20 protein-coding genes and 1 riboswitch are annotated in these 19,660 nt (G+C 67.9%); of the genes, 6 read left to right on the forward strand and 14 right to left on the reverse strand.

The window, feature by feature from the left end; translation table 11 throughout:
• Window positions 1-84: 84 nt before the first annotated feature.
• The 6 genes from ACX1D0_RS10490 to ACX1D0_RS10515 form a co-directional block, all read right to left on the reverse strand.
• Window positions 85-504 (reverse strand): hypothetical protein, encoded by a 420-nt coding sequence (locus tag ACX1D0_RS10490; protein ID WP_459017824.1) that lies wholly within the window; start codon window positions 502-504, stop codon window positions 85-87.
• Window positions 505-625: 121 nt separating this feature from the next.
• Complete coding sequence (locus tag ACX1D0_RS10495) at window positions 626-847, reverse strand: hypothetical protein (protein ID WP_459017825.1); 222 nt, start codon at window positions 845-847, stop codon at window positions 626-628.
• An 89-nt stretch (window positions 848-936) separates the two neighbouring features.
• The gene (locus tag ACX1D0_RS10500) at window positions 937-1,869 is read right to left on the reverse strand and encodes an amino acid ABC transporter permease (RefSeq protein WP_459017826.1); all 933 of its coding nucleotides are present in this window, start codon (window positions 1,867-1,869) and stop codon (window positions 937-939) included.
• On the reverse strand, window positions 1,866-2,321 hold the full coding sequence (locus tag ACX1D0_RS10505) for an ABC transporter permease subunit (RefSeq protein WP_459017827.1): 456 nt from the start codon (window positions 2,319-2,321) through the stop codon (window positions 1,866-1,868). Before ACX1D0_RS10505 ends, ACX1D0_RS10500 begins: the two co-directional genes overlap by 4 nt.
• Window positions 2,322-2,581: 260 nt before the next feature.
• Complete coding sequence (locus ACX1D0_RS10510) at window positions 2,582-3,466, reverse strand: glutamate ABC transporter substrate-binding protein (RefSeq protein ID WP_459017828.1); 885 nt, start codon at window positions 3,464-3,466, stop codon at window positions 2,582-2,584.
• Window positions 3,467-3,542: 76 nt separating this feature from the next.
• Window positions 3,543-4,334 carry an amino acid ABC transporter ATP-binding protein gene (locus ACX1D0_RS10515; RefSeq protein WP_459017829.1) on the reverse strand — a complete coding sequence of 264 codons (792 nt, stop codon included), beginning with the start codon at window positions 4,332-4,334 and terminating at the stop codon, window positions 3,543-3,545.
• Window positions 4,335-4,528: 194 nt separating this feature from the next.
• Between ACX1D0_RS10515 and ACX1D0_RS10520 the strand changes: the two genes are divergently transcribed.
• Window positions 4,529-5,977 carry an HNH endonuclease signature motif containing protein gene (locus ACX1D0_RS10520; protein WP_459017830.1) on the forward strand — a complete coding sequence of 483 codons (1,449 nt, stop codon included), beginning with the start codon at window positions 4,529-4,531 and terminating at the stop codon, window positions 5,975-5,977.
• 84 nt (window positions 5,978-6,061) lie between these two features.
• Here the strand turns inward: ACX1D0_RS10520 and ACX1D0_RS10525 are convergent, their stop codons facing one another.
• The gene (locus ACX1D0_RS10525; RefSeq protein ID WP_459017831.1) at window positions 6,062-6,394 is read right to left on the reverse strand and encodes a NifB/NifX family molybdenum-iron cluster-binding protein; all 333 of its coding nucleotides are present in this window, start codon (window positions 6,392-6,394) and stop codon (window positions 6,062-6,064) included.
• 613 nt (window positions 6,395-7,007) lie between these two features.
• Here ACX1D0_RS10525 and ACX1D0_RS10530 point away from each other — a divergent pair.
• The gene (locus ACX1D0_RS10530) at window positions 7,008-7,922 is read left to right on the forward strand and encodes a VOC family protein (protein WP_459017832.1); all 915 of its coding nucleotides are present in this window, start codon (window positions 7,008-7,010) and stop codon (window positions 7,920-7,922) included.
• The gene (locus ACX1D0_RS10535) at window positions 7,919-8,551 is read left to right on the forward strand and encodes an alpha/beta hydrolase (protein ID WP_459017833.1); all 633 of its coding nucleotides are present in this window, start codon (window positions 7,919-7,921) and stop codon (window positions 8,549-8,551) included. Before ACX1D0_RS10530 ends, ACX1D0_RS10535 begins: the two co-directional genes overlap by 4 nt.
• Window positions 8,552-8,582: 31 nt before the next feature.
• Here the strand turns inward: ACX1D0_RS10535 and ACX1D0_RS10540 are convergent, their stop codons facing one another.
• The 7 genes from ACX1D0_RS10540 to ACX1D0_RS10570 all read right to left on the reverse strand — a co-directional run bounded on the left by ACX1D0_RS10540 (window position 8,583) and on the right by ACX1D0_RS10570 (window position 15,709).
• Window positions 8,583-9,353, reverse strand: coding sequence for an AIR synthase family protein (locus tag ACX1D0_RS10540; protein ID WP_459017834.1), 771 nt, complete (start codon window positions 9,351-9,353; stop codon window positions 8,583-8,585).
• A gap of 23 nt (window positions 9,354-9,376) precedes the next feature.
• The gene (locus ACX1D0_RS10545; RefSeq protein ID WP_459017835.1) at window positions 9,377-10,147 is read right to left on the reverse strand and encodes an energy-coupling factor transporter transmembrane component T family protein; all 771 of its coding nucleotides are present in this window, start codon (window positions 10,145-10,147) and stop codon (window positions 9,377-9,379) included.
• Complete coding sequence (locus ACX1D0_RS10550; protein ID WP_459017836.1) at window positions 10,144-11,877, reverse strand: ABC transporter ATP-binding protein; 1,734 nt, start codon at window positions 11,875-11,877, stop codon at window positions 10,144-10,146. The genes ACX1D0_RS10545 and ACX1D0_RS10550 overlap by 4 nt, the downstream gene beginning before the upstream one ends.
• A gap of 4 nt (window positions 11,878-11,881) precedes the next feature.
• Window positions 11,882-12,409 (reverse strand): ECF transporter S component, encoded by a 528-nt coding sequence (locus ACX1D0_RS10555; protein ID WP_459017837.1) that lies wholly within the window; start codon window positions 12,407-12,409, stop codon window positions 11,882-11,884.
• A gap of 234 nt (window positions 12,410-12,643) precedes the next feature.
• Entirely contained in the window at window positions 12,644-13,315 is a 672-nt protein-coding gene (bluB, locus tag ACX1D0_RS10560; protein WP_459017838.1) for a 5,6-dimethylbenzimidazole synthase, read from the reverse strand.
• 36 nt (window positions 13,316-13,351) lie between these two features.
• A riboswitch (cobalamin riboswitch) is annotated at window positions 13,352-13,556 on the reverse strand.
• A 108-nt stretch (window positions 13,557-13,664) separates the two neighbouring features.
• On the reverse strand, window positions 13,665-14,861 hold the full coding sequence (locus ACX1D0_RS10565; protein ID WP_459017839.1) for a galactokinase family protein: 1,197 nt from the start codon (window positions 14,859-14,861) through the stop codon (window positions 13,665-13,667).
• Window positions 14,858-15,709 carry a nucleotidyltransferase family protein gene (locus ACX1D0_RS10570; protein ID WP_459017840.1) on the reverse strand — a complete coding sequence of 284 codons (852 nt, stop codon included), beginning with the start codon at window positions 15,707-15,709 and terminating at the stop codon, window positions 14,858-14,860. Before ACX1D0_RS10570 ends, ACX1D0_RS10565 begins: the two co-directional genes overlap by 4 nt.
• A 172-nt stretch (window positions 15,710-15,881) precedes the next feature.
• On the opposite strand from ACX1D0_RS10570, the gene ACX1D0_RS10575 reads away from it, so the two are divergent.
• The 3 genes from ACX1D0_RS10575 (at window position 15,882) to rocD (ending at window position 19,547) form a co-directional block, all read left to right on the forward strand.
• A complete protein-coding gene (locus ACX1D0_RS10575; protein WP_459017841.1) occupies window positions 15,882-17,297 on the forward strand; it encodes a phosphoglucomutase/phosphomannomutase family protein in 1,416 nt (471 codons plus the stop codon).
• A gap of 193 nt (window positions 17,298-17,490) precedes the next feature.
• Window positions 17,491-18,342 carry a dimethylargininase gene (gene ddaH, locus ACX1D0_RS10580; RefSeq protein ID WP_459017842.1) on the forward strand — a complete coding sequence of 284 codons (852 nt, stop codon included), beginning with the start codon at window positions 17,491-17,493 and terminating at the stop codon, window positions 18,340-18,342.
• Complete coding sequence (gene rocD, locus ACX1D0_RS10585) at window positions 18,339-19,547, forward strand: ornithine--oxo-acid transaminase (protein WP_459017843.1); 1,209 nt, start codon at window positions 18,339-18,341, stop codon at window positions 19,545-19,547. Before ddaH ends, rocD begins: the two co-directional genes overlap by 4 nt.
• Window positions 19,548-19,660: the final 113 nt, after the last annotated feature.

Below are 19,660 nucleotides of genomic sequence, written 5' to 3' on the forward strand. Positions count from 1 at the left end.
CTCCGGTGCCCGATGGCCTCGCGGCCGGCGCGCTGGCCCGGTTCAACCCGGTCCACGGGAGGACCGCTGGCCCGGGGTGCTCATCTAGTGGGGCAGCCGAGCCTGCAACGAGTCGGGACGTCCTGCCACCAGGACCGCGAGGATCCCGAACAGGACGATCTGAAGGGCATTGATCGACACCGCCAGCCAGAGCATGTCCAGAACGAAGGACTCCTCGCCGTGCCTGGACAGTTCGACGAAGAGCCAGACGAAGCCTCCGACCACCAGCACCTGGATGCCTGCGCCGACACCGTGTAACAGGCGATTGTCACGGAGGACCAGCAGGCCGGCACCGACCGCGTACGCCACTGCCAGGAACGCATACAAAGGGGCGGGGTTGTCCGCCTCGCGTAGATGCGGCAACTGGATGAAGAACACGGTCACATACAGCACCGCAATGATCCCGGCCAGGAAAGCTGCTGCCAGCCGGAGTCTCCGGCGACCCAGTGTTGCCCGGCTATGCACGTCATTCGAACCCGACGTCATTGCCCTCACCGCCCTTCAGACGATGATTCAAGGCTATCCCTCCACGCACATCCGGGGGGTCAACGGCTGAGACACTCAGCACCTCGAGCACGCTGTGACCCTAGACCGTCCAAGCGTCGGCCTCATCGTCGGGCCCGGCGTCACGCAGCTGATCCAACACGTCCAGCTCGTCTGCCTCGCTAGGCTCGGGTGAGCCGGGAAGAGCCATGTCGTCGGACTCGTTCTCCAGGGCCTCTGGAGAGAGGCCGCTGGAATCGGGTGCCGGCCAGTCCTCCGGGTCCGGCGGGAACGCGTCGTCCGCTCCCAGGATGGTCGAATTCATGCCTACCTCCTCGGGAATGTGATCATTCGAGCTTACCCGCGTGACGACGCCGCGTGACGCATTCTGTCGGCTCCAGTGACTCGTGCGAATCAGCGGCGACCGGCCTCGGACTCCCGGGCTGCAGCCGTCGCCTCCAGGAGGCGGATCGCCGACGTCGGGTCGGCGGTTCCGGGGTCGGCACCACCGCCCTTGGCCATGTGCCCACCGCTGGCCGTCCGCCACGACAACCACCGCGCAAACCACGACAGCGACAAGTTGATGGCCAGGTAGATCACCAGGGTCACGATGAACAGCGAGAACAGGTAACGATTGCCGAAGAAGCTCGCGAGGTTGTTCATGGTGCTGCGGATGATCTCGTTGTATCCGACGATGTAGCCCAGCGACGTGTCCTTGAGGAGCACCACCAGCTGGGCGACGATGATCGGCAGCATCTGCCGGAACGCCTGCGGGAACTCGACGAGCATCTTCGACTGGAACTCGCGCATGCCGAGGCTCAGGGCAGCCTCGCGTTGCCCGCGAGGCAGGGAGGCGAGCCCCGCGCGCAGCGCCTCGCCGATCAGGGTTCCGTTGTAGATGATGAGGGCGATGACGACGGCCCAGAAGGCACCCGTCGAGGCCACCAGCAGGATGAACAGCATCATCAGCAGCACCGGCATGCCGCGGAAGAACTCCAGCATCACGGCGGTCGGGATGCGCACCCACGGCAGGAGGGAACTTCGCATCAGCGAGAACACCACGCCCAGGGCGATGGCGCCGACGGCCGCCACCGCTGCGGCCCGCAGCGTGCCGAGGACGCCGTTGCCGATGAAGACCCACACCTGCGGGTCGACGAAGATGTCCCATCGCGACGCGTCGAACATGCCGGGAAGCGTGATGCCGCCCGACTCGCGCGGGGCCGCGAGGATCGCGACGATCCAGGCACCGCCGGCGACGATGGCCACCAGGGACACGATCGACCCGATGAGCGAGGCGCGACGGGCCCGCGGGCCGGGCGCGTCGAACAGGACGCTGGTGGCACTCATCGAGACACCACCCACCGCTTCTCGAGTTGCACGGCCATGAAGCCGAGCGGAACCGTGATCACCAGATAGAGCGCTGCCGCCAGCACGAGGATCGGAATGACGATGTTGCCGTTGTCGTTGACGAGTTGGCGCGTCGATGCGAACAACTCCACCACGAAGAAACCGCCGGCGACCGAGGTGTTCTTCGTCAAGGCGATGTACACATTGATAAGGGGAGGAATCGTCATGCGGAACGCCTGCGGCAGGACCACCAGAGACACCGTCTGGCCGAAGCCGAGCCCGATGCTGCGTGCCGCCTCCGCCTGCCCGATCGGCACACCGTTGATCCCCGACCGCAGCGCCTCGGCCACGAACGGTGAGGTGTAGTAGGTGAGCGCGACGAAGGCCAGCAGAAGGAACGGCGTGCGGACGCCCAGCATCGGCAGGACGAAGGCGGTGAACAGGAACACCACGGGTCAGAGGAGTGTTGCGCGCAATCTCGGTCCAGGCCGCCGCGAACCATCGCAGGACCGGGACCGGCGAGATCCGCATCGCGGTGATGACCGTGCCGAGGACGAGCGCGACGCCGCCTGACACCACGAGCAACAGCAGCGTGACGCGGAGCCCCTGCCAGAACTCAGGCATGAGCGAGAACAGCTGCGCCATGGGCTCCCCCTTCGTGTAGTGCGGTGGGGCCCGGCCCGGCGAACACGGACCGGACCCCACCGGGACATCAGTAGCGGTCCGGAGTGGGCGGTTCGACGTAGGTCAGGACGGTGCCGGCCGTGTCGTTCCATGCCGCCTCGTAGCTCCCGTCCTCGTAGCTCTCCTCGAGCACGTCGTTGATCCACATCCGGAAGTCGGTGTCCTCCAGCGCGAGACCGATGCCGTACGGCTCGGAGGTGAACGGCTCGCCGACCACCTTGAACTCGCCCTCGTTCTGGGCGGCGAGGCCGGCAAGGATCACGTTGTCGGTCGACACCGCCACGACAGTGCCGTTACGCAGCGGCTCGAGGCAGTTGGAGTAGGTGTCGGTGAGGACGGGTTCTGCCCCGATCTCCGCGAGCTTCGCGGCCGGAGTGGAACCTGTGACCGAGCAGACCGGCTTGCCGACGAGATCAGCCTCGCTGGAGATGTCCTCGTTGTCGGCCAGGACGAGGATCGACTGTCCGGCCATGAAGTACGGACCGGCGAAGGACACCACCTCCTTGCGCTTGTCGTTGATGGTGTAGGTCGCCACGACGATGTCGACCTGCCCGTTCTCGATGAACGGCTCGCGGTTGGCCGAGACGGTCTCGACCCACTTGATGTTGTCCTCGGTGATGCCCAGGTGCGACGCGATGATCTTGCCGATCTCGACGTCAAAGCCCTCAGGGACACCCGAGGGGCCCATCAGGCCGAACAGCGGCTGGTCGAACTTGGTGCCGATGGTGATCTTGCCGGCCTCGTTGAGCTCGGCCATCGTGGTGCCCTCCGCGAACGTCACCTCGGCCGACGGCGACGCGGTGTCATCGGCAGTTGGGGAGGTGGTCTCGCTTGAGGTGCCGCCGGCGCAGCCCGATAGCGCGAACGCACCCGCTGCCACAAGGGCGATCAGGGAGTTCCTCTGTGGTCTCATGTCTGCTTCCTTTCCTGGTGTGCGGTTCGCCTGGTGGCGCCCGCTCTCGATCTCCGCCCTGGGGCGGGACACTCGGTCAGTGCTGGAGGATCTTCGACAGGAAGTCCTGTGCTCTCTCGCTCTGGGGGTTGGTGAAGAACTGCTCCGGCGTGGCCTCCTCGACGATGGCGCCGTCGGCCATGAACAGGACCCGGTCTGCGGCCTTGCGCGCGAACCCCATCTCGTGCGTGACGACGACCATTGTCATGCCTTCGCGGGCGAGGCCGACCATGACGTCGAGTACCTCGTTGATCATCTCCGGGTCGAGTGCGCTGGTCGGCTCGTCCAGGAGGATGAGCTTCGGGTCCATCGCTAGCGAGCGGGCGATGGCCACCCGTTGCTGCTGTCCGCCGGAGAGTTGGTTCGGCATCTTCCTCGCCTGATCGGCGACCCCGACGCGTTCGAGCAGGCGCATCGCCTTCTCGTCGGCGTCCTTCTTCTTCATCCCCCGCACCCGGATCGGCCCGAGCGTGACGTTCTCGAGCACTGTCTTGTGCGCGAAGAGATTGAACGACTGGAAGACCATGCCGACGTCGGCGCGCAGCCTCGCAAGGTCCTTACCCTCCTCCGGCAGGGGGCTTCCGTCGATGGAGATGGTGCCGGAGTCAATCGTTTCGAGACGGTTGACGGCCCGACATAGTGTCGACTTCCCGGAACCGGAGGGACCGATGATGACGACGACCTCACCGCGATCCACGACCGTGTTGATGTCGCGAAGGACGTGCAGATCGCCGAAGTACTTGTCCACGTGATCGACCACGACGAGCGGCACGCCGGATCCCGAATTCACGTGCGACGTGTGCGGCGCTGGTGCATCCGGTGTGGCCATATCAGCACCATACGAGCCCGGAGACGGTGCCAACAAGACCAAACCGGCCTACCGACCGCTATTTACCGACCTGTAACAGGACAGGAACGCCCCGATAGCCCCGATCCGTGTGCTCGATGGATGGTGGATCGTGGATGAGGCAGGGGGCGTGCTGATCTTGTGTGCATCGAATACATGGTGCTAGAATAGCACGCGTGAGCGATTCGGTGCGGGACCTGGGGCAGCGGTACATCGCCGCGCTGTGGGGTGTCGCGGGGTCGCTGGGTGCGGATGTCGCGGCGGTGGCACGGCTGGGTGGGTTGGTGGAGGCGGTCGCTGAGGCGGAGGCCCAGCTGGCGGGGCTGCGGCTGCACCTGCTCCACGAGGCCCGGGTCGCGGCCGCGGAGGCGGTGGTCGAGGAGGTCCGCCAGTCGGTGCGCAGCACCCCAGCGCAGGCCGCGGCCGCGTTGCGGCTCGCGCAGGATCTCGGGGAACGGTTCGGGGTGATCGGTGGCGCGTTGAACGACGGCTCCATCTCGCTGGCGCAGGCGGAGGGGATCGTGGCCGGGTTGCGGAAGTTGCCCGAGCGGTGGTCCCGCGCGCAGCTGATCGAGTGTCAGGAGCTGATCCTGGCCCACGTGGACACCCTGGGCCCGGCAGAGCTACGCGTGCTGGCGGCCCGGTTGGTCGAGGTGATCGACCCGGAGCAGGCGGATGCCGACGACGCGAAACGCCTGGCCCGTGAAGAGGCCGCCGCACGCCGGGATCGGTTCCTGCGTCTGGCGCCGGACTTCCACGGGTCGATGCGGATCACCGGGCAACTGCCCGTCGCCGACGCCGCGCTCCTGTCGGCGCAGTTGGATGCGTTGATGCCACCGGCCTCCGCCTATCAGCACACCGGCGAGACCCCGGGCCGCGACACCCGCCGCGCTGATGCCCTGGTCCTGCTCGTCCAGCACGCGGCAGGCAGCGGCGGGTTACCCAGGCACGGGGTGGACCGGCCCCAGGTCCACATCACCCTCGATCTGGACACCCTGACCACCGGTCTCGGGACGGTCGCCCTCCTCGACACCGGCGGGGCGGGCGGGGTGGAAGGCCTGTCCGCCGCGGAGGCCCGCCGCCTGGCCTGCGACGCCGGGCTGATCCCCATCGCCCTCGGCACGGCATCGCGGCCGCTGGATGTCGGCCGGACCCATCGCCTGTTCACCCCCGCCATCCGTGCGGCGCTGCTGCAGCGGGACCAGGGATGTGTGTTCCCCGGCTGCACCGCCACCCCCGCCGCCTGCGAAGCGCATCACATCCTTCCGTGGTGGGCCGGCGGGGACACGTCGATCGCCAACGGCGTGTTGCTGTGCCCGTACCATCACCGGCTCGTCGAACCAGACCCCCAGCAATCCGAGGAATCCCAGTGGCAGGTGGCACTTGATCCCGCCACCGGCACCCCATGGTTCACGCCACCAAGACACATCGACCCCGCCCGTCGGCCGAGGCAGCACCAACGCCACCGGCTGCAGCAACTCGAACCCCACGCCGCGGCACCACCACGCCCACACGACCCCGACCCGCCAGACCCAGACCTTCCTGACGACCCCGGGCCAGACCTCGACGACCTCATCCGCCGCAGCGCCACCATCTGGGGCCCACCACCAGTGGGCAATGGCTAGCACTGCGACCGTGTGCCCACCCCGGCGCGGCGTCCCGCGCTAGTACCACCAACGGGCGCGTATCGGCGGCCGGGGGCGCTGTGGTCAGAGGCCCGCGACGGCGTTGAGCACAGACAACTGTGCGTCACCTGGCGAGGCGGGCAGGACGTGGATGCCCATGGTGCGCATCATGCGGGCCATCCCCTCCCCCATGTGATCAACGACGACCGCCTCGACGCCCTGCTCCCTGAGGAACGTCACCACGCGGGCGTGGTGCGATCCGTGCGTGCCGGCGTCGTGCGACTCATCCCAGCGCACCTCATGGACCGACCATGCGACGATGACAGCGTCTCGCACGTCGGCCACGCCGACCCAGCGTGCCCTGCCCCACGCGTGGCCGGACTGGCCTTCGTCATTGACAGGTGTTGAGGCGATCATGACTCGTGCTCCTTCTGGTAAGCGCGCCTCTGATGCTACGGCGCCATCTCTTCGTGATCTACTCGGCGGTCGCAAGGGCCCACTGAATCACCGGCCAGACGCACGGGCGGCAGGGAGGCGAGGTAGTGCGCGGATCAGTTGGCGCGTGGGCACCTCATTCATCTCCGGTACCCCGGTGCTGCCCGACATCGTCGCGCTTGGGGGTGACGCTGCCGCTGACCCTGATCTCTTTCGTCGTGTCCGTCGTGCTCGCCAGCGGGATCGGGTACGTCGCGGCCGCCCGCGCGGATGGGGGTCGCCGTGACGGCTCTGGCGCAGCTCGGTAACGCGGTGCCCGTATTCTGATCGGGATCCTTCCGTTGTGGCTGTTGGCGTTGGAGCTGCGGTTGACCCCCAGGATCGGGCACCGAGGCATTGCGAACCCGTGGATCGGCGTCGCGCCAAACGGTTGCATGTGCAACCAATCCTCTATATAGTTGAAACTACAACCACGCCAGCGCGCGGCCGCCCCTGGCCCGGCGGTCGGCTGTCATCCGCTGAACGACCACCCCACTGACCACGTCGCGGCCGGCACCCGGCCCCCGACCGGCCTTCGACCACCTGGAGACCCACCATGACCGTCGCCACCGACGAACACACCCTCAACCCCGACACCTCCATGGGCGCGGTCACGCTGCGGGTCGGTGACCTCGAGGCCATGTCCACGTACTACACGCAGGCGTTCGCGCTCGACGCGCTCGAAGAGCGCAGCCGCGGCCGGGAGGTCCACCGCGTGCTGGGACGGGGCCGGACGCCGCTGGTGCGGCTGGTGCACACCCCCGGCCTGCCCGGTGTCGACCCGCGCCTACCGGGCCTGTTCCACACGGCCTTCCTCTTCGAGGACGCTGCCAGCCTCGCCGCGACCGTGTACCGAGCCGCCCAGCAGCCTGCGAGCCGCTTCCTCGGATCCAGCGACCACCTCGTCAGCGAGGCGTTCTACTTCACCGACCCCGAGGGCAACGGCGTCGAGCTGTACACCGACCGGCCCCGTCATCTCTGGACACGTCAGGGCGACGAGATCGTCATGGCCACCAACTACCTAGACCCGAGGGCCTACCTGCAACAGCACCTGACCCAGCAGGCGGTCGACGCCGGATCGTCGCTGGCAGGAACCGTCGGCCACGTGCACCTTCAGGTCGGCGACATCGCGACGGCCCGCGCCTTCTACGTGGACGCGCTCGGATTCGAGACCACGCAGAGCGCCTACCCCGGCGCCCTCTTCGCCTCGGCAGGCGGGTACCACCACCACGTCGCGATGAACATCTGGAACAGCCGCGGCTCCGGACCCCGCGCCGCCGGCCTGGGCCTGGGCGATGTGGCCGTCACCGTTCCCGCCGCGGCAGACCTGGACGCACTCACGGCGCGCCTGCGTGCCCGCTCGATCCCCTTCGCCGGCGACGGCCGCTCCGTCTCCGTCGCCGACCCATGGGGCACCCAGGTCACCCTCGCCGTGCCGGACCTGTCCACCGAGGAGCTGATCGCGCGATGACCACCGCTCTGCAAGACGTGCGCTCAGCCGACTGGACGCCCCTCGCCCCAGTCGTCGTGCTCCTCCTCCACGGCTATGGCTCGAACGAACACGACCTGACCGGGCTGGCCACGCCTCTGGGTCTTTCCGTGCCGTGGGCTTCCCTGCGCGCCCCCGTCGACCTCGGGCACGGCGCCGCCTGGTTCCCGGTCACCACGCCCGGAAACCCCGACCCCGAGACGGTCACCAGGGCGACCGACACGATCTGGGCCTGGGTGGACGCCCACCTGTCCCCCGACACCCGTCTGGTCCCGATCGGCTTCTCGCAGGGCGGGCTGATGGCGAGCCAGCTCCTGCGCACCCGCCCGGAGCGGGTACTCGCCCCCGTCATCCTCAGCGGCTTCATCCTGGGTGCGCCACAACCCGGCGACGACCTCCTCGCCGAGAACCCCCCTGCCGTGTTCTGGGGCCGTGGCTCCCAGGACCGGGTCATCGCTGCGCCGGCGATCGCCCGCACCGAATCGTGGCTGCCGCGACATGCGCGGCTCGAGCGGCGCGTGTACCCCGGGCTCGCGCACACGCTCAGCGCCGCCGAAATCGCTGACGTCCGCCGTTTCCTCGCGGCAACCTACGTTGCGGAGCCCACGTGAATCTTCCGCGGAGGCTGCGCGGCGCCCGCCGCTAATGAGGCAGACCCCGTCGCTGTAGGCGCGCCACCGCGTGGACGGGTGCCGGAGCGCACAGAGTTCGAACAAGTTCAGCCGACGCGGAGTCGACGCTGAACAAGACACAGCTGGACGGGCCGCCGGAGTCCGTTCGCGAGACTGTTGACGGCAGCCAGTCGACGCCGAGGTCGGCCGAGGCCGCCAATTGCGGCACCTCCCAGTTCAGGCCCTTCGATCCGACGGGAAGTGCGTCGTGGACGATGCCACTCGCGATCACCGCCGCCACGGCGGCCATCGTGACCTGGTCGGGGTGGCCGATGTGGATGTCGTCGCGCGGCGCGGAGACGGGCAGTCCTGCACACAGGACGAGGTCGCCGTCGTGGGCGCCGCCCGGCCTCGTCGTGGCGGTGTCATCAAGGCGCCCCACGACGGTCACTCCGATGCCGGTGGCCTCGGTGCGGACGTTCTCTTCTGTACTGCCGGCGACGGCCTCCGGCGGTACCCCGACCCCCGCTGCGAGTCGGTGGATCTCGGCGATCATCTGACGTCCGGTGGGTTCGAATTCGACACACAGGTCGTTGATCACGAGAATCGGCGTCGCGCCGGCGCAGATCACTTCGAGCAGGGGGACACGGACGGCGAAGTGGGCGACGGTGGCCGCATCGGCGTAGATGGTGTCCGCCGGCTTCGGCCCGATGCCGCCGATCGAGTCGGTGGCGATGACCAGGTCGTTGATGATCACCAAGTCCCTGATCCGGCGCAGCTCTGGTGCGGGCGTTGTCGTCATGGCGAGATCCCCCATCTGGTTCATCACAACACTCCCGATTCCCATCCGAAACGAACCACCAGGATTCCGCCGAGCACAAGCAGAACGAGAGCCATCACCACGAGATCGACGGGGCGCAACCGCAGGTCACGCATTCGGGTCATGGTGGTGTTGGCGCCGTAGCCGCGGCTGGTCATGGCCACCGCGAGGTTGTCCGCCATCAGGATCGAGGTGGTCACCAGCGGCACCATGATCGGGACGAGGGAGACGAGCCGGCTCACCGGTCCCGAATCGACGATGCGGGCGCCACGGGCCCGCTGCGCCGCCACGATCATCTCCTTCTTGCGTCCCATGGTCGGGACGAATGCGATCGACGTGGTCACCATGATCGACAACCAGTACGGGGCGTGGATCCAGCTGAGCACCTCGAGCAGGTCGTCGATGGGCGTGCTGACGGTGAAGGCGTAGGTGGCCACGACCATCAGCAGGATCCGCACGGCGAAGTTCAGCCCCACCAGGAGGCCACCGAGCGTCGCAGGCATCCCCCACAGCGAGAACAACTCGGCGTGCAACCCGGGACGGGTGAACTGGGTGCTGGTGAACATCGTCACGGCGACGATCAGCACCTGGACAAGCAGCAGCGGCTGCAGCATCGCCCACAGTCCGCGCAAGGGGGTCCGGGTGGCGGCCAAGGCTGCAAGCAGCAACACCAGCAGGCTGGCATTGGCGAGTGGGTCGGAGAACACGAACATGCCGACCAACACCGTCACGAAGGCGAGGATCTTCACCCTCACGTCGAGGCGATCGAGCATCATATCCGGAGCCTCCTCCGGACGAGCTCGTCGGCCAGGTGCTCGCCGAGCTCGGCCTCGTCAAGGATCGGCGATGCCTGCGGCCACAGGCGCAGCGACAGATCGACGGGCTGCGTGGTAGCGACTGCGGCCGAGGCGAGTACGTCGGTGCGTGCCAGTACATCCGCGGTGGGACCGTCGGCAGCGATCCTTCCGTCGTTCATCACGATCACGCGTCGGGCATGGTGGGCGACGACGTCCATGTCGTGGGTGATCATCACGATGGTGGTTCCGGCCCGGTTGAGCTGGCCGATGAGGGCCATGATGCTCTGCACGCCAGCCCAGTCCTGCCCTGTCGTCGGCTCATCCACCACGAGGATCTCCGGGCGCAGCGCGAGGACGGAAGCGACCGCGACGCGCTGGCGTTCCCCCTTGCCCAGCGAGAACGGATGCTCGTTGCGCCGGGCCGTCAGGCCGACGACATCCAGCGCCTCGCCGATCCGTGTGTCGATCTCGGCGTCGGACAATCCGGCCAATTTCAGCCCGTAGCCGACCTCTCCCCCCACGCTGGTGTTGAAGATCTGGTGGTCGGGATTCTGGAATACATAGCCGACGTGACGAGCCAGTTCGGCCGGTGTGAGGGTGGCGGTGTTGATGCCGTTGATCAGCACCGTGCCCGAGGTCGGGTCCAGAAGGCGGTTGAGATGCTTGGCCAGCGTCGTCTTCCCTGCGCCGTTGCGTCCGACGATGGCCACGAATTCGCCACGGCCGATGGTCAGGTCGACCTCGGCAAGCCCGCGGTGGCCGCCGTCATACGTGTGCACCAGCTGCCGCAACTCGACGACCGGACCGCCCACCCTGCTGGCAGCGGGCCCGGGCGGAGGCGGGGCGGCCGGCAGGGAGCCGGAGGCGAGCCGACGGATCAAGGCTTCCGCATCGTCCACGGAGAGGGGGATGTCGCCGGACTCGATCAGTCCGGCGGTGGCCAGCCCGGCGCCGACGACGGCGATCGGCAGCGGCTTGACCCGGTTGTCGGTGACCAGGTCGAGGTCTCGGAAGAATTCGCTCGGCGGTCCCTGCCAGCTGACCCGGCCGTCCTTGATGGCGACCAGGTGATCAGCGCGCCCGACGATGTCACCGCTGCCGTGCTCGACAGCGACGATCGTCACCTCACCAGCGCGTCGGAGAACATCCACGGTGGCATAGATCTCGTCGCGGCCCTGCGGGTCGAGCTCCGAGGTGGGTTCATCCAGGCAGATCACCCGCGGCCGCAACGCCAGGATGCCGGCAATGGCCAGCCGCTGCTTCTGGCCGCCGGACAGCTGCGAGGTCTCCCGTCCGTCGAAGCCGTCCAGTTGCACCTGGCGAAGGCTCTGCAGGACCCGGGCGCGGATCTCGTCACGGTCCACAAGATAGTTGCGGGGACCGAAGGCCACATCCTCGGCGACACTGCGGCCAAGGATCTGACTCTCCGCATCCTGTAGAACCAGCCCGACGTACCGGGTGATGGTCTGGACGCGGAAACCGCTCAGGTCCTGCCCGTCCATCACCACCCTCCCCTGCATGCTTCCCTCCTTGAGGTGCGGGATCACACCGTTCAGGGTCATCAGCAGCGTCGACTTCCCGGCCCCGGTCTGCCCCATCACCACTGTGAAGCTGCCGGCCGGGAAGCTCAGGTCGATCCCGTGGAGGACGTCGGCGTCGGCCTTCGGGTAGCGATAGCTGACGCCGACGACCTCCAACGAGTGCGTCATCAGGTCAGTTCAGAAGCCTGCTGTTGCGTACCGCGGAGTAGGCGATCGCCGCGATCACCAGGTTCATCACCGCAGCCACCAGCAAGGACGGGACGGTTGCCGCATACATGCCCCAGCCGCCGATCGGCAGCACCATCAGGCCGAGACCGAAGCTGTTCAGGATCGCAGCGACGACTACCGCAACGATCAGCCACACCGGCCCGCCGCGGCGCCCCAGCCACCGGAACACGATCGCGCACACCCCCATGCCGAGCGCGATCACGAGATGCATCGGCAGCGTCAGCGGAAAGCCGACGATGGCTGCCGCCAGCAGGTGTCCGACGGCGATGACGATGAAACCTGTCCAGCCGCCGAATGCCAGGGCCGAGAAGAAACCCGGCGCCGAGTCGAGCCCGATCGAACCCAGCGGGCTCGGGATCTTGATCAGGGAGCCGACCGCGCTGAGGGCGATGAAGATCGCCATGTTGGCGAGTTGACGGGCCGAGACCGGTGACTTCTTCACCTGGTCGGGTGCAAGGTCGGAAATCGACATTATTACTCCTTCGTTGTTTCTGACGGAAATCTGGCCGGCCCATCCCTGTCGGGCCCAATGCGGGCTCTCAAGCTGGTGCGGGACGCCCCCGCGACCGCCATGCGGTCTCGGCCGGCCAAGTTCAGAGCTTCAGGTGGTTCTCACCTGCGTATGACTCATCAGCGTCACAGGCGAGACACTGAGTAGACCTGACCGCCTCGGCACCATCAGGCATGCGGCGGTAGTCAGCACGGATCAGGGGTTCCCGGGTAGGCGTTCGTCACGGGTTGCGCCCCATCGCTCCCGGTGCACGGCAAGCTCCAGCGGCCGCCGCTCGCGCCATCCGCAACGCTCGAGTTCGGGCTTGGGGTGCAGGTGACTGACCGGTCCCACGCAGAGCCATGCCACGGGCCGAACCCCGTCGGGAATCCCGAGCAGCTCCTGGAGGAAGGTCTCGCGATAGAACGAGACCCAACCGACGCCCACGTCCTCCGCCGTGGCCGCGAGCCAGAAGTTCTGGATGGCCGTGACCACCGAATACAGGCCGGCGTCGTCGATCGCATGCCTCCCCAGCACGGCTGGGCCGCCCCGACCGGGGTCATAGGTGAAAACGATCCCAAGGGTCGATTCCAGAATGCCCTCGATCTTGATCCGGTCGAATAGGCGGCGACGTTCCTCATCCAGGGACGCCCCGTAGACGTCCCGCTCTCCCGCGACATGTTCCTGGAAGGCGCGACGCGTCGCGACGTCGCGGACGAGGATGAAGTCCCAGGGTTGGCTGAGACCCACACTGGGCGCGGCATGCGCTGCACCCAGCAGGCGGTTCAGGACGTCGTCGCGGAGGGGGGCGCCGGTGAACTCGGCGCGGACGTCGCGCCGACGTCCGATCAGTTCGTAGAGGTCGGTTGTGGGCGGGTGGGTGATCATGACAAGGCTCCGTCGGTCGGGCCATCCCGCGAACGGGACGGCACTCGTCGCGAGGCCGGTCTTCGGACTTCCCTTCATCACGCCCGACCACCTTCCCGGACAGCTGTCCAGTGGTTGCGTTGTTACGCACGGTCGGCCGCTCGGGTTCACCGCAGCGGGCCCTGTGCCGGAGTCACACCGGCTTCCCGATTCTCCCGGCCGCCTTTCGACGGACGCGGACACCTCGCGGGTTGTTTGCCGAGACGACTATAGCCCACCCGCCGGAGGTCCCGCAGTGCGGGGCGCTCGGGGCAGCTGCACCATCAGGGGAGGAAGATCGCGCATGCCGATCGGGCGGTGAGTCGTTGGCTCACTCCCCCAACGGGTGCGCCGGCCCGGATGGTCGGGTCGCGAGTGTCGTGGCGTGGGTTGCGGCTTCCGGGTGGGCCCGGGCGTATGCGGTGAGCCAGTCGTCGGCGAAGTCCTCAGCCCCAGCGCGTTCCACGAGGGCCCACACGCTGCCCCCGAAGCCGGCGCCGAAGGCGGATGCCGCCACCGCGCCGAGTCGTCGGGCGCCCCGGACGAGTGACTCCGTTTCAGGGATCTGGTTGCCCAGCCCCTCTCCGGCCCAGCGCTGGGAGGCCGCGACCAGTTCACCGAGCGCGGACCGGTCGTCGGCCCGCAGCGCTGCGACGGCTCCCGGCACGATCCAGGTGGATTCCGCCACGAACTGGCGAAGCCGTGCGAGCAGCAGTGGCTCGCCCGCGACGAGTGCCTCCATGGCGGACGCCGCGCCCGGGTCGGAGGCGACGGCGGCCGCGAGGTTCGGGTCGCGGCGGCCGGTGGCGGAGTTCCAGCGGGCGAGCACCTCGTCGACTGCGAGCGAGGCCTGGTTGTAGGCGTCTTTCGCGGCTCCCGTCTTCTCCGCAGTGACCCCGCTGACCGCCACGACGAAGGTGAGGTCGTCTGCGAGGCGAACGCGTTCTACCAGTCCGGCGGGGTTGAACGCGAACTGGCCAAGGTGATCGCGTTGACTGCACAGCATCGCGGTGTGGTCCTCGGACCCCCCGAACGTCCCGACCCCGGCTCGCCCGGCGAGCGGGCCGAAGGAGCGGCCGTTCTCGACGCAGGCCAGGTAGCCCGCCAGCTCGATGTCGTCTCTGACCGCGGCGGTCCAGGCGTCGGACCGGTCGAACCCGTTGAAGTGGGCCAGCGCCATGGCCGCGGCAACGACCAGCGCGGAGGAACTGCTCATGCCGCTGGCCAGGGGCAGGTCGGATTCGATGTCGAGGCGCGCGGGGCGCAGGGGCCCGAAGTTAGCGCCGAGGCGGTCGACCACGACGTTGAGATAGTGGCCCCAGTGCCCGGCGGGCAGGGCGACGGCCGAGCCAGGTTCCAGGATGACCATGTCGTCGCGCGCCGTGCTGCGTGCCTGGATGCCGCGGGTCCCCGGTTCGACGGTCGCGGTGACGCCGCGGTCGACTGAGCACACCAGCACCTGCCCGCCGGCGTAATCGGTGTGTTTACCCAGTACCTCGATCCGTCCGGGAGCGAACCAGCCGCTCACAGGGTCACGCTGCGGCGGGCGAGGGCCGCGGCGACGAGCGGAACGTCGGTGCGCCCCGACATGTCGAGCACGCCCTCGGCCACCGGCACGACGGTGACCGGCTCACCGGCGGACACCAGCCAGCGCACCGCGTCGACGATCTCATACTCGCCACGGGAGGAAGGGCCGATCGCGTCGCATGCGGTGAAGATGCTCGGGCCGAACAGGAAACAGTTCATCGAGATCCGCGCGTGCGGGCCGAAGCGCTCCACGACGTCGGGGGTGGGCTTCTCAATGAGGTCGATCAGGTGACCCTCGGTATCGGCGTGAAGGATCGCGAAGGCGGCTATCCGGTCGGTGGGGATGTTGGACTTCTCGATCATCGCGGCCGCGTCGAAACCGACGGCCGCGGTCCCGGGGGCCGTCACGAGTGCGCGCAGCGCATCTGCGGGATAGAAGTTGTCGGCGTTGACCATGACGAATCGATCGTCCCCGGCGAACTCGCGTGCCGCCCGGACCGCATCCGCGGTGCCGAGCGCCTCGGTCTGGACGGCGAATGAGATCCTGACCCGCTGGAGCTGCTGGGTGGCGTAGTACTCGCGGACGAGCCCGTGCTCGGGTCCGATGACCAGGCAGATGTCGGTGAGGCCTGCATCGGCAAGCTCGCTGATCACGTGGTCGATGAACGGTCTGGCCGCCGGGCCCCCGCTTCCGTCAGGATCGCCGTGACCTACCGGCATCATCGCCTTGAGGCCGAGGTCTGCGGCCTTCTGCTGGTCCTCGTCAAGGGTGACGTCGGCGGCTCGGCGCATCCGGGTCCCGAGTCCGCGGGAGAGGACAACGGCCTTCATCGGCAAGATCTCGCTCATGTCCGACATCCTAGGATCGCGCTGGGACGGAAGCGCGCTCCGCGCAGCCTGGCCGCGCAAACTGCTCAACACGGCTGGTCACACAGGGTGTTTGAACAGAACTGCTGATCAAACGCTCAGGGTGTCTGCATCCATGGCTCTGCCGAGAGGACGACTCCGATAGCTTGCAGTCATGATCGAATTCGGGACGGGGGGCTGGCGCGCCATCATCGCCGACGGCTTCACCAAGGAGAATGTCCGGCTGCTCGCTCAAGGGCTGGCCAATCGCATGAACGCCGAGGGGGTCGCTGATCGGGGAACCGTGGTCGGCTACGACCGCCGATTCCTCTCCTGCGATGCCGCCTGGTGGGTAACCGAGGTCCTGGTGGCCAATGGGATCCCGGTGACGGTGGTGGATCGGCCTGCACCGACACCGATGATCATGTGGACGGTCCGCAACAAGGGCTGCGTCTACGGCATGGCGGTCACCGCCTCCCACAACCCGGCGGTCTACAACGGCATCAAGGTGTTCGTCGAGGGTGGGCGCGACGCCGACGTCGACGTGACCAGCTCCCTGCAGGAGCAGGTCAACGCCCTCTCCTCCGACGATGTGCGATCGGTGCCGGAGTACGAAGTGCGCACCCACCCTCTGGTGACCGTGCAGTTCTCGATGAACTGGTACATCGACGCCATCCTCGAACAGCTCGACGTGGACACGATCCGCCACCGCCACCTCCGAGTGGTGCTCGACCCGATGTTCGGCGTGGCGCAGACGTGCATGCAGACGGTGCTGATGACGGCCCGCTGCGACGTCGAGGTGATCAACTCCCGCCACGACACCATGTTCGGCGGGCGCCTCCCCTCCCCCAAGCTCGAGACCCTCCATCAGCTGAGGCAGACGGTGATCGAGCGGGGCGCCGATCTCGGCATCGCAACCGACGGTGATGCGGACCGGCTCGGCATCATCGACGACCGGGGCAACTTCCTCTCGGCCAACCAGATCATGGTCCTGCTCTACGAGTACCTGCTCACCGGCAAGGGCTGGACCGGTCCCGTGGTGCGCAACATCGCCACCACCCACCTGCTCGACCGCGTGGCCGCCGCCCATGGTCAGCAGTGCTACGAGGTCCCCGTCGGCTTCAAGCACATCAGCTCCAAGATGGCCGAGACCGATGCAGTGATCGGCGGTGAGTCCTCGGGAGGCCTCACTGTGCGGGGTCACATCGCCGGCAAGGACGGCGTCTACGCCGGCTCGCTGCTGGTCGAGATGCTGGCTGCCAGCAACCGGAGGCTCAGCGACCTGTGGACCGACGTCGTCGCCCGCTACGGCGACGCCCACATGGTGGAGAACGCGTACTCATTCACCCCCGCGCGGCGCGCCGAGCTCATGGCCACCCTGTTCGATCGACGCGAGCTCCCCGCCTTCACGCTCGCGGTCGACCACACCAGCTACCTCGACGGTTGCAAGGTCCATTTCGCCAACGGTGGCTGGCTCGTCGTGCGGTTCTCCGGCACCGAACCGGTGCTCAGGGTGTTCGCCGAAATGCCGACGCTCGATGAAGCCGAGACCACCATCGCCGAACTCGTAGCCTTCCTGCAGCTCACCTGATCCGACTCCCCGACCGGCTCCTCGACGCCTGGGACTCTATGGGGTTCGGGGCGTCGAGATTGGGCGGCGCCCGATGGATGGATACTGGAGACAGGCGTACTCGTGTCGCCTCTTCCTCGCGGTTCGGCCGCGGGTCGAAGTGCCGCCGGGTCCAAGGACAGCGTCCGCCGTCCGCACTCGGTGGAGGAGGGCGATGTCTTCTCAAGAGCGGATCCAGCAGCGTCGCCGGTACCTGATGTGCCGGCCGGACTTCTTCACGGTGAGCTACGAGATCAATCCCTGGATGCACCGGGCGCATCCGACCGATACGGCTAGGGCTGTGCGGCAGTGGCAGGCGCTCCACGACACATACCTGGGACTGGGTCACGAGGTCGAACTCATCGATCCGATCCCGGGCCTCAACGACATGGTCTACACGGCCAACAGCGGACTCGTCATCGACGGCGTGGCCATGGGCGCGAGGTTCAGCGTCGGCGAGCGTCGGGGTGAGGAACGCCCGTTCAGGGAGTGGTTCGCGGACCACGGGTTCGAGGTCGTCCAGCCGGTCGCGACGCAGGAGGGCGAGGGCGACCTGCTGCTGGTGGGCGAGACGATCCTCGCCGGCTACGGCTTCCGATCCCAGCTGGACAGCCACACCGAGATCGCCAGTGTGTTCGGGCTCGAGGTCATCTCGCTGCGGCTGGTCAACCCGACGTACTACCACCTCGACACCGCCATCTGCGTCCTCGATCCAGTGCAGGGCCTCGGCGGTGTGGAGCGTGCGAACATCGCCTACCTGCCGTCGGCCTTCGACGAGCGCGGCCAGTCCGACCTCCTCGAGCGTTTCCCCGACGCGATCCGCGTGCCCGCCGCCGAACCCGCGAGCCTCGAGTTGAACGCGGTCAGCGACGGCCGCAACGTGGTCCTCTCGCCGCCCGCCACCAGCTTCGACGCCCAACTGCGCGAGCGCGGCTACCATCCCGTGCCCGTCGACGTGTCCGAGCTGCACCTCGGCGGCGGCGGGATCAAGTGCTGCACCCTGGAACTGAGAGGAAGAACACCATGAGCACGACGACGGCGCGCTTCATCCACCAGGAGGCTGAGCACGTGGCGCGCAACTACGACCCGCTTCCGGTGGTCGTGTCGACCGCGGAGGACGTCTGGGTGACCGATGTCGACGGTAGGCGCTACCTCGACCTGCTGTCTGCCTACTCGGCGCTGAACTTCGGGCACCGCCACCCCGAGCTGGTGAAGGCGGCCGTCGATCAGATCGGCCGGCTCACCCTGACCAGCCGGGCGTTCCACAACGACCGGCTCGGTGCCTTCGCCACCGCCCTGGCCGAGCTGTGCGGCAAGGACCTCGTGCTGCCGATGAACACCGGCGCAGAGGCCGTCGAGACCGGCATCAAGACCGCCCGCGCCTGGGCCTACCGGGTCAAAGGAGTCCCTGCCGACGCCGCACGGATCATCGTGGCGGCGGGCAACTTCCACGGCCGCACCACCACCATCGTCGGGTTCAGCGATGACCCCGTCACCAGGGAGGGGTTCGGGCCGTTCACGCCCGGCTTCGTCACCGTGCCGTACGGGGACGCCGCCGCGATCGAGGCAGCAATCGACGACAACACCGCCGCCGTGCTCATCGAGCCCATCCAGGGTGAGGCCGGCGTCATCATCCCACCGGAGGGTTACCTGCGGGCCGTCCGCGAGCTCTGTACCGAGCACAACGTGCTCCTCATCGCCGACGAGATCCAGTCCGGCCTCGGTCGCGTCGGGACGACGTTCGCGTGCGACCGCGAGGGCGTCGTCCCCGACCTCTACCTGCTGGGCAAGGCACTGGGCGGCGGCATCCTGCCGGTGTCGGCCGTCGTCGGCAACCGCGACGTCCTCGGCGTGTTCCGTCCCGGCGAGCACGGCTCGACCTTCGGCGGCAATCCGCTCGCCGCGGCGGTCGGGTTGCGCGTGGTGGAGCTGCTCCGCACCGGCGAGTTCCAGGAACGTGCGACGACGCTGGGGCATCATCTCAAGGGTCTGCTCGACGAGCTGCTGGGCCACGGCCTGACCGAGGTGCGGGTGGCCGGCCTGTGGGCAGGGGTCGACGTCGAACCGTCGCGCGGCACCGGCCGCGAGGTCGCACAGAGGCTGCTGGCTCGCGGCGTGCTGGTCAAGGACACACACGGCCAGACCATCCGCATCGCACCGCCGCTCACGATTCAAGCCTCCGACCTGGGCTGGGCCGTCGAACAGCTCAAGCTCGTCCTCCAGGCGCCCTGACGGCCCGAGGGTGGCGACCAGTCCACGGCACCAGACGGGTGGGGTCCGAGAACCACGCCTCAGGCAGAACCGTCCGGCACGACGGCGACGCACGATAGAGCCCTTCCCCCGTC

The sequence above is a fragment of the Tessaracoccus pujii genome (genome assembly GCF_054483895.1).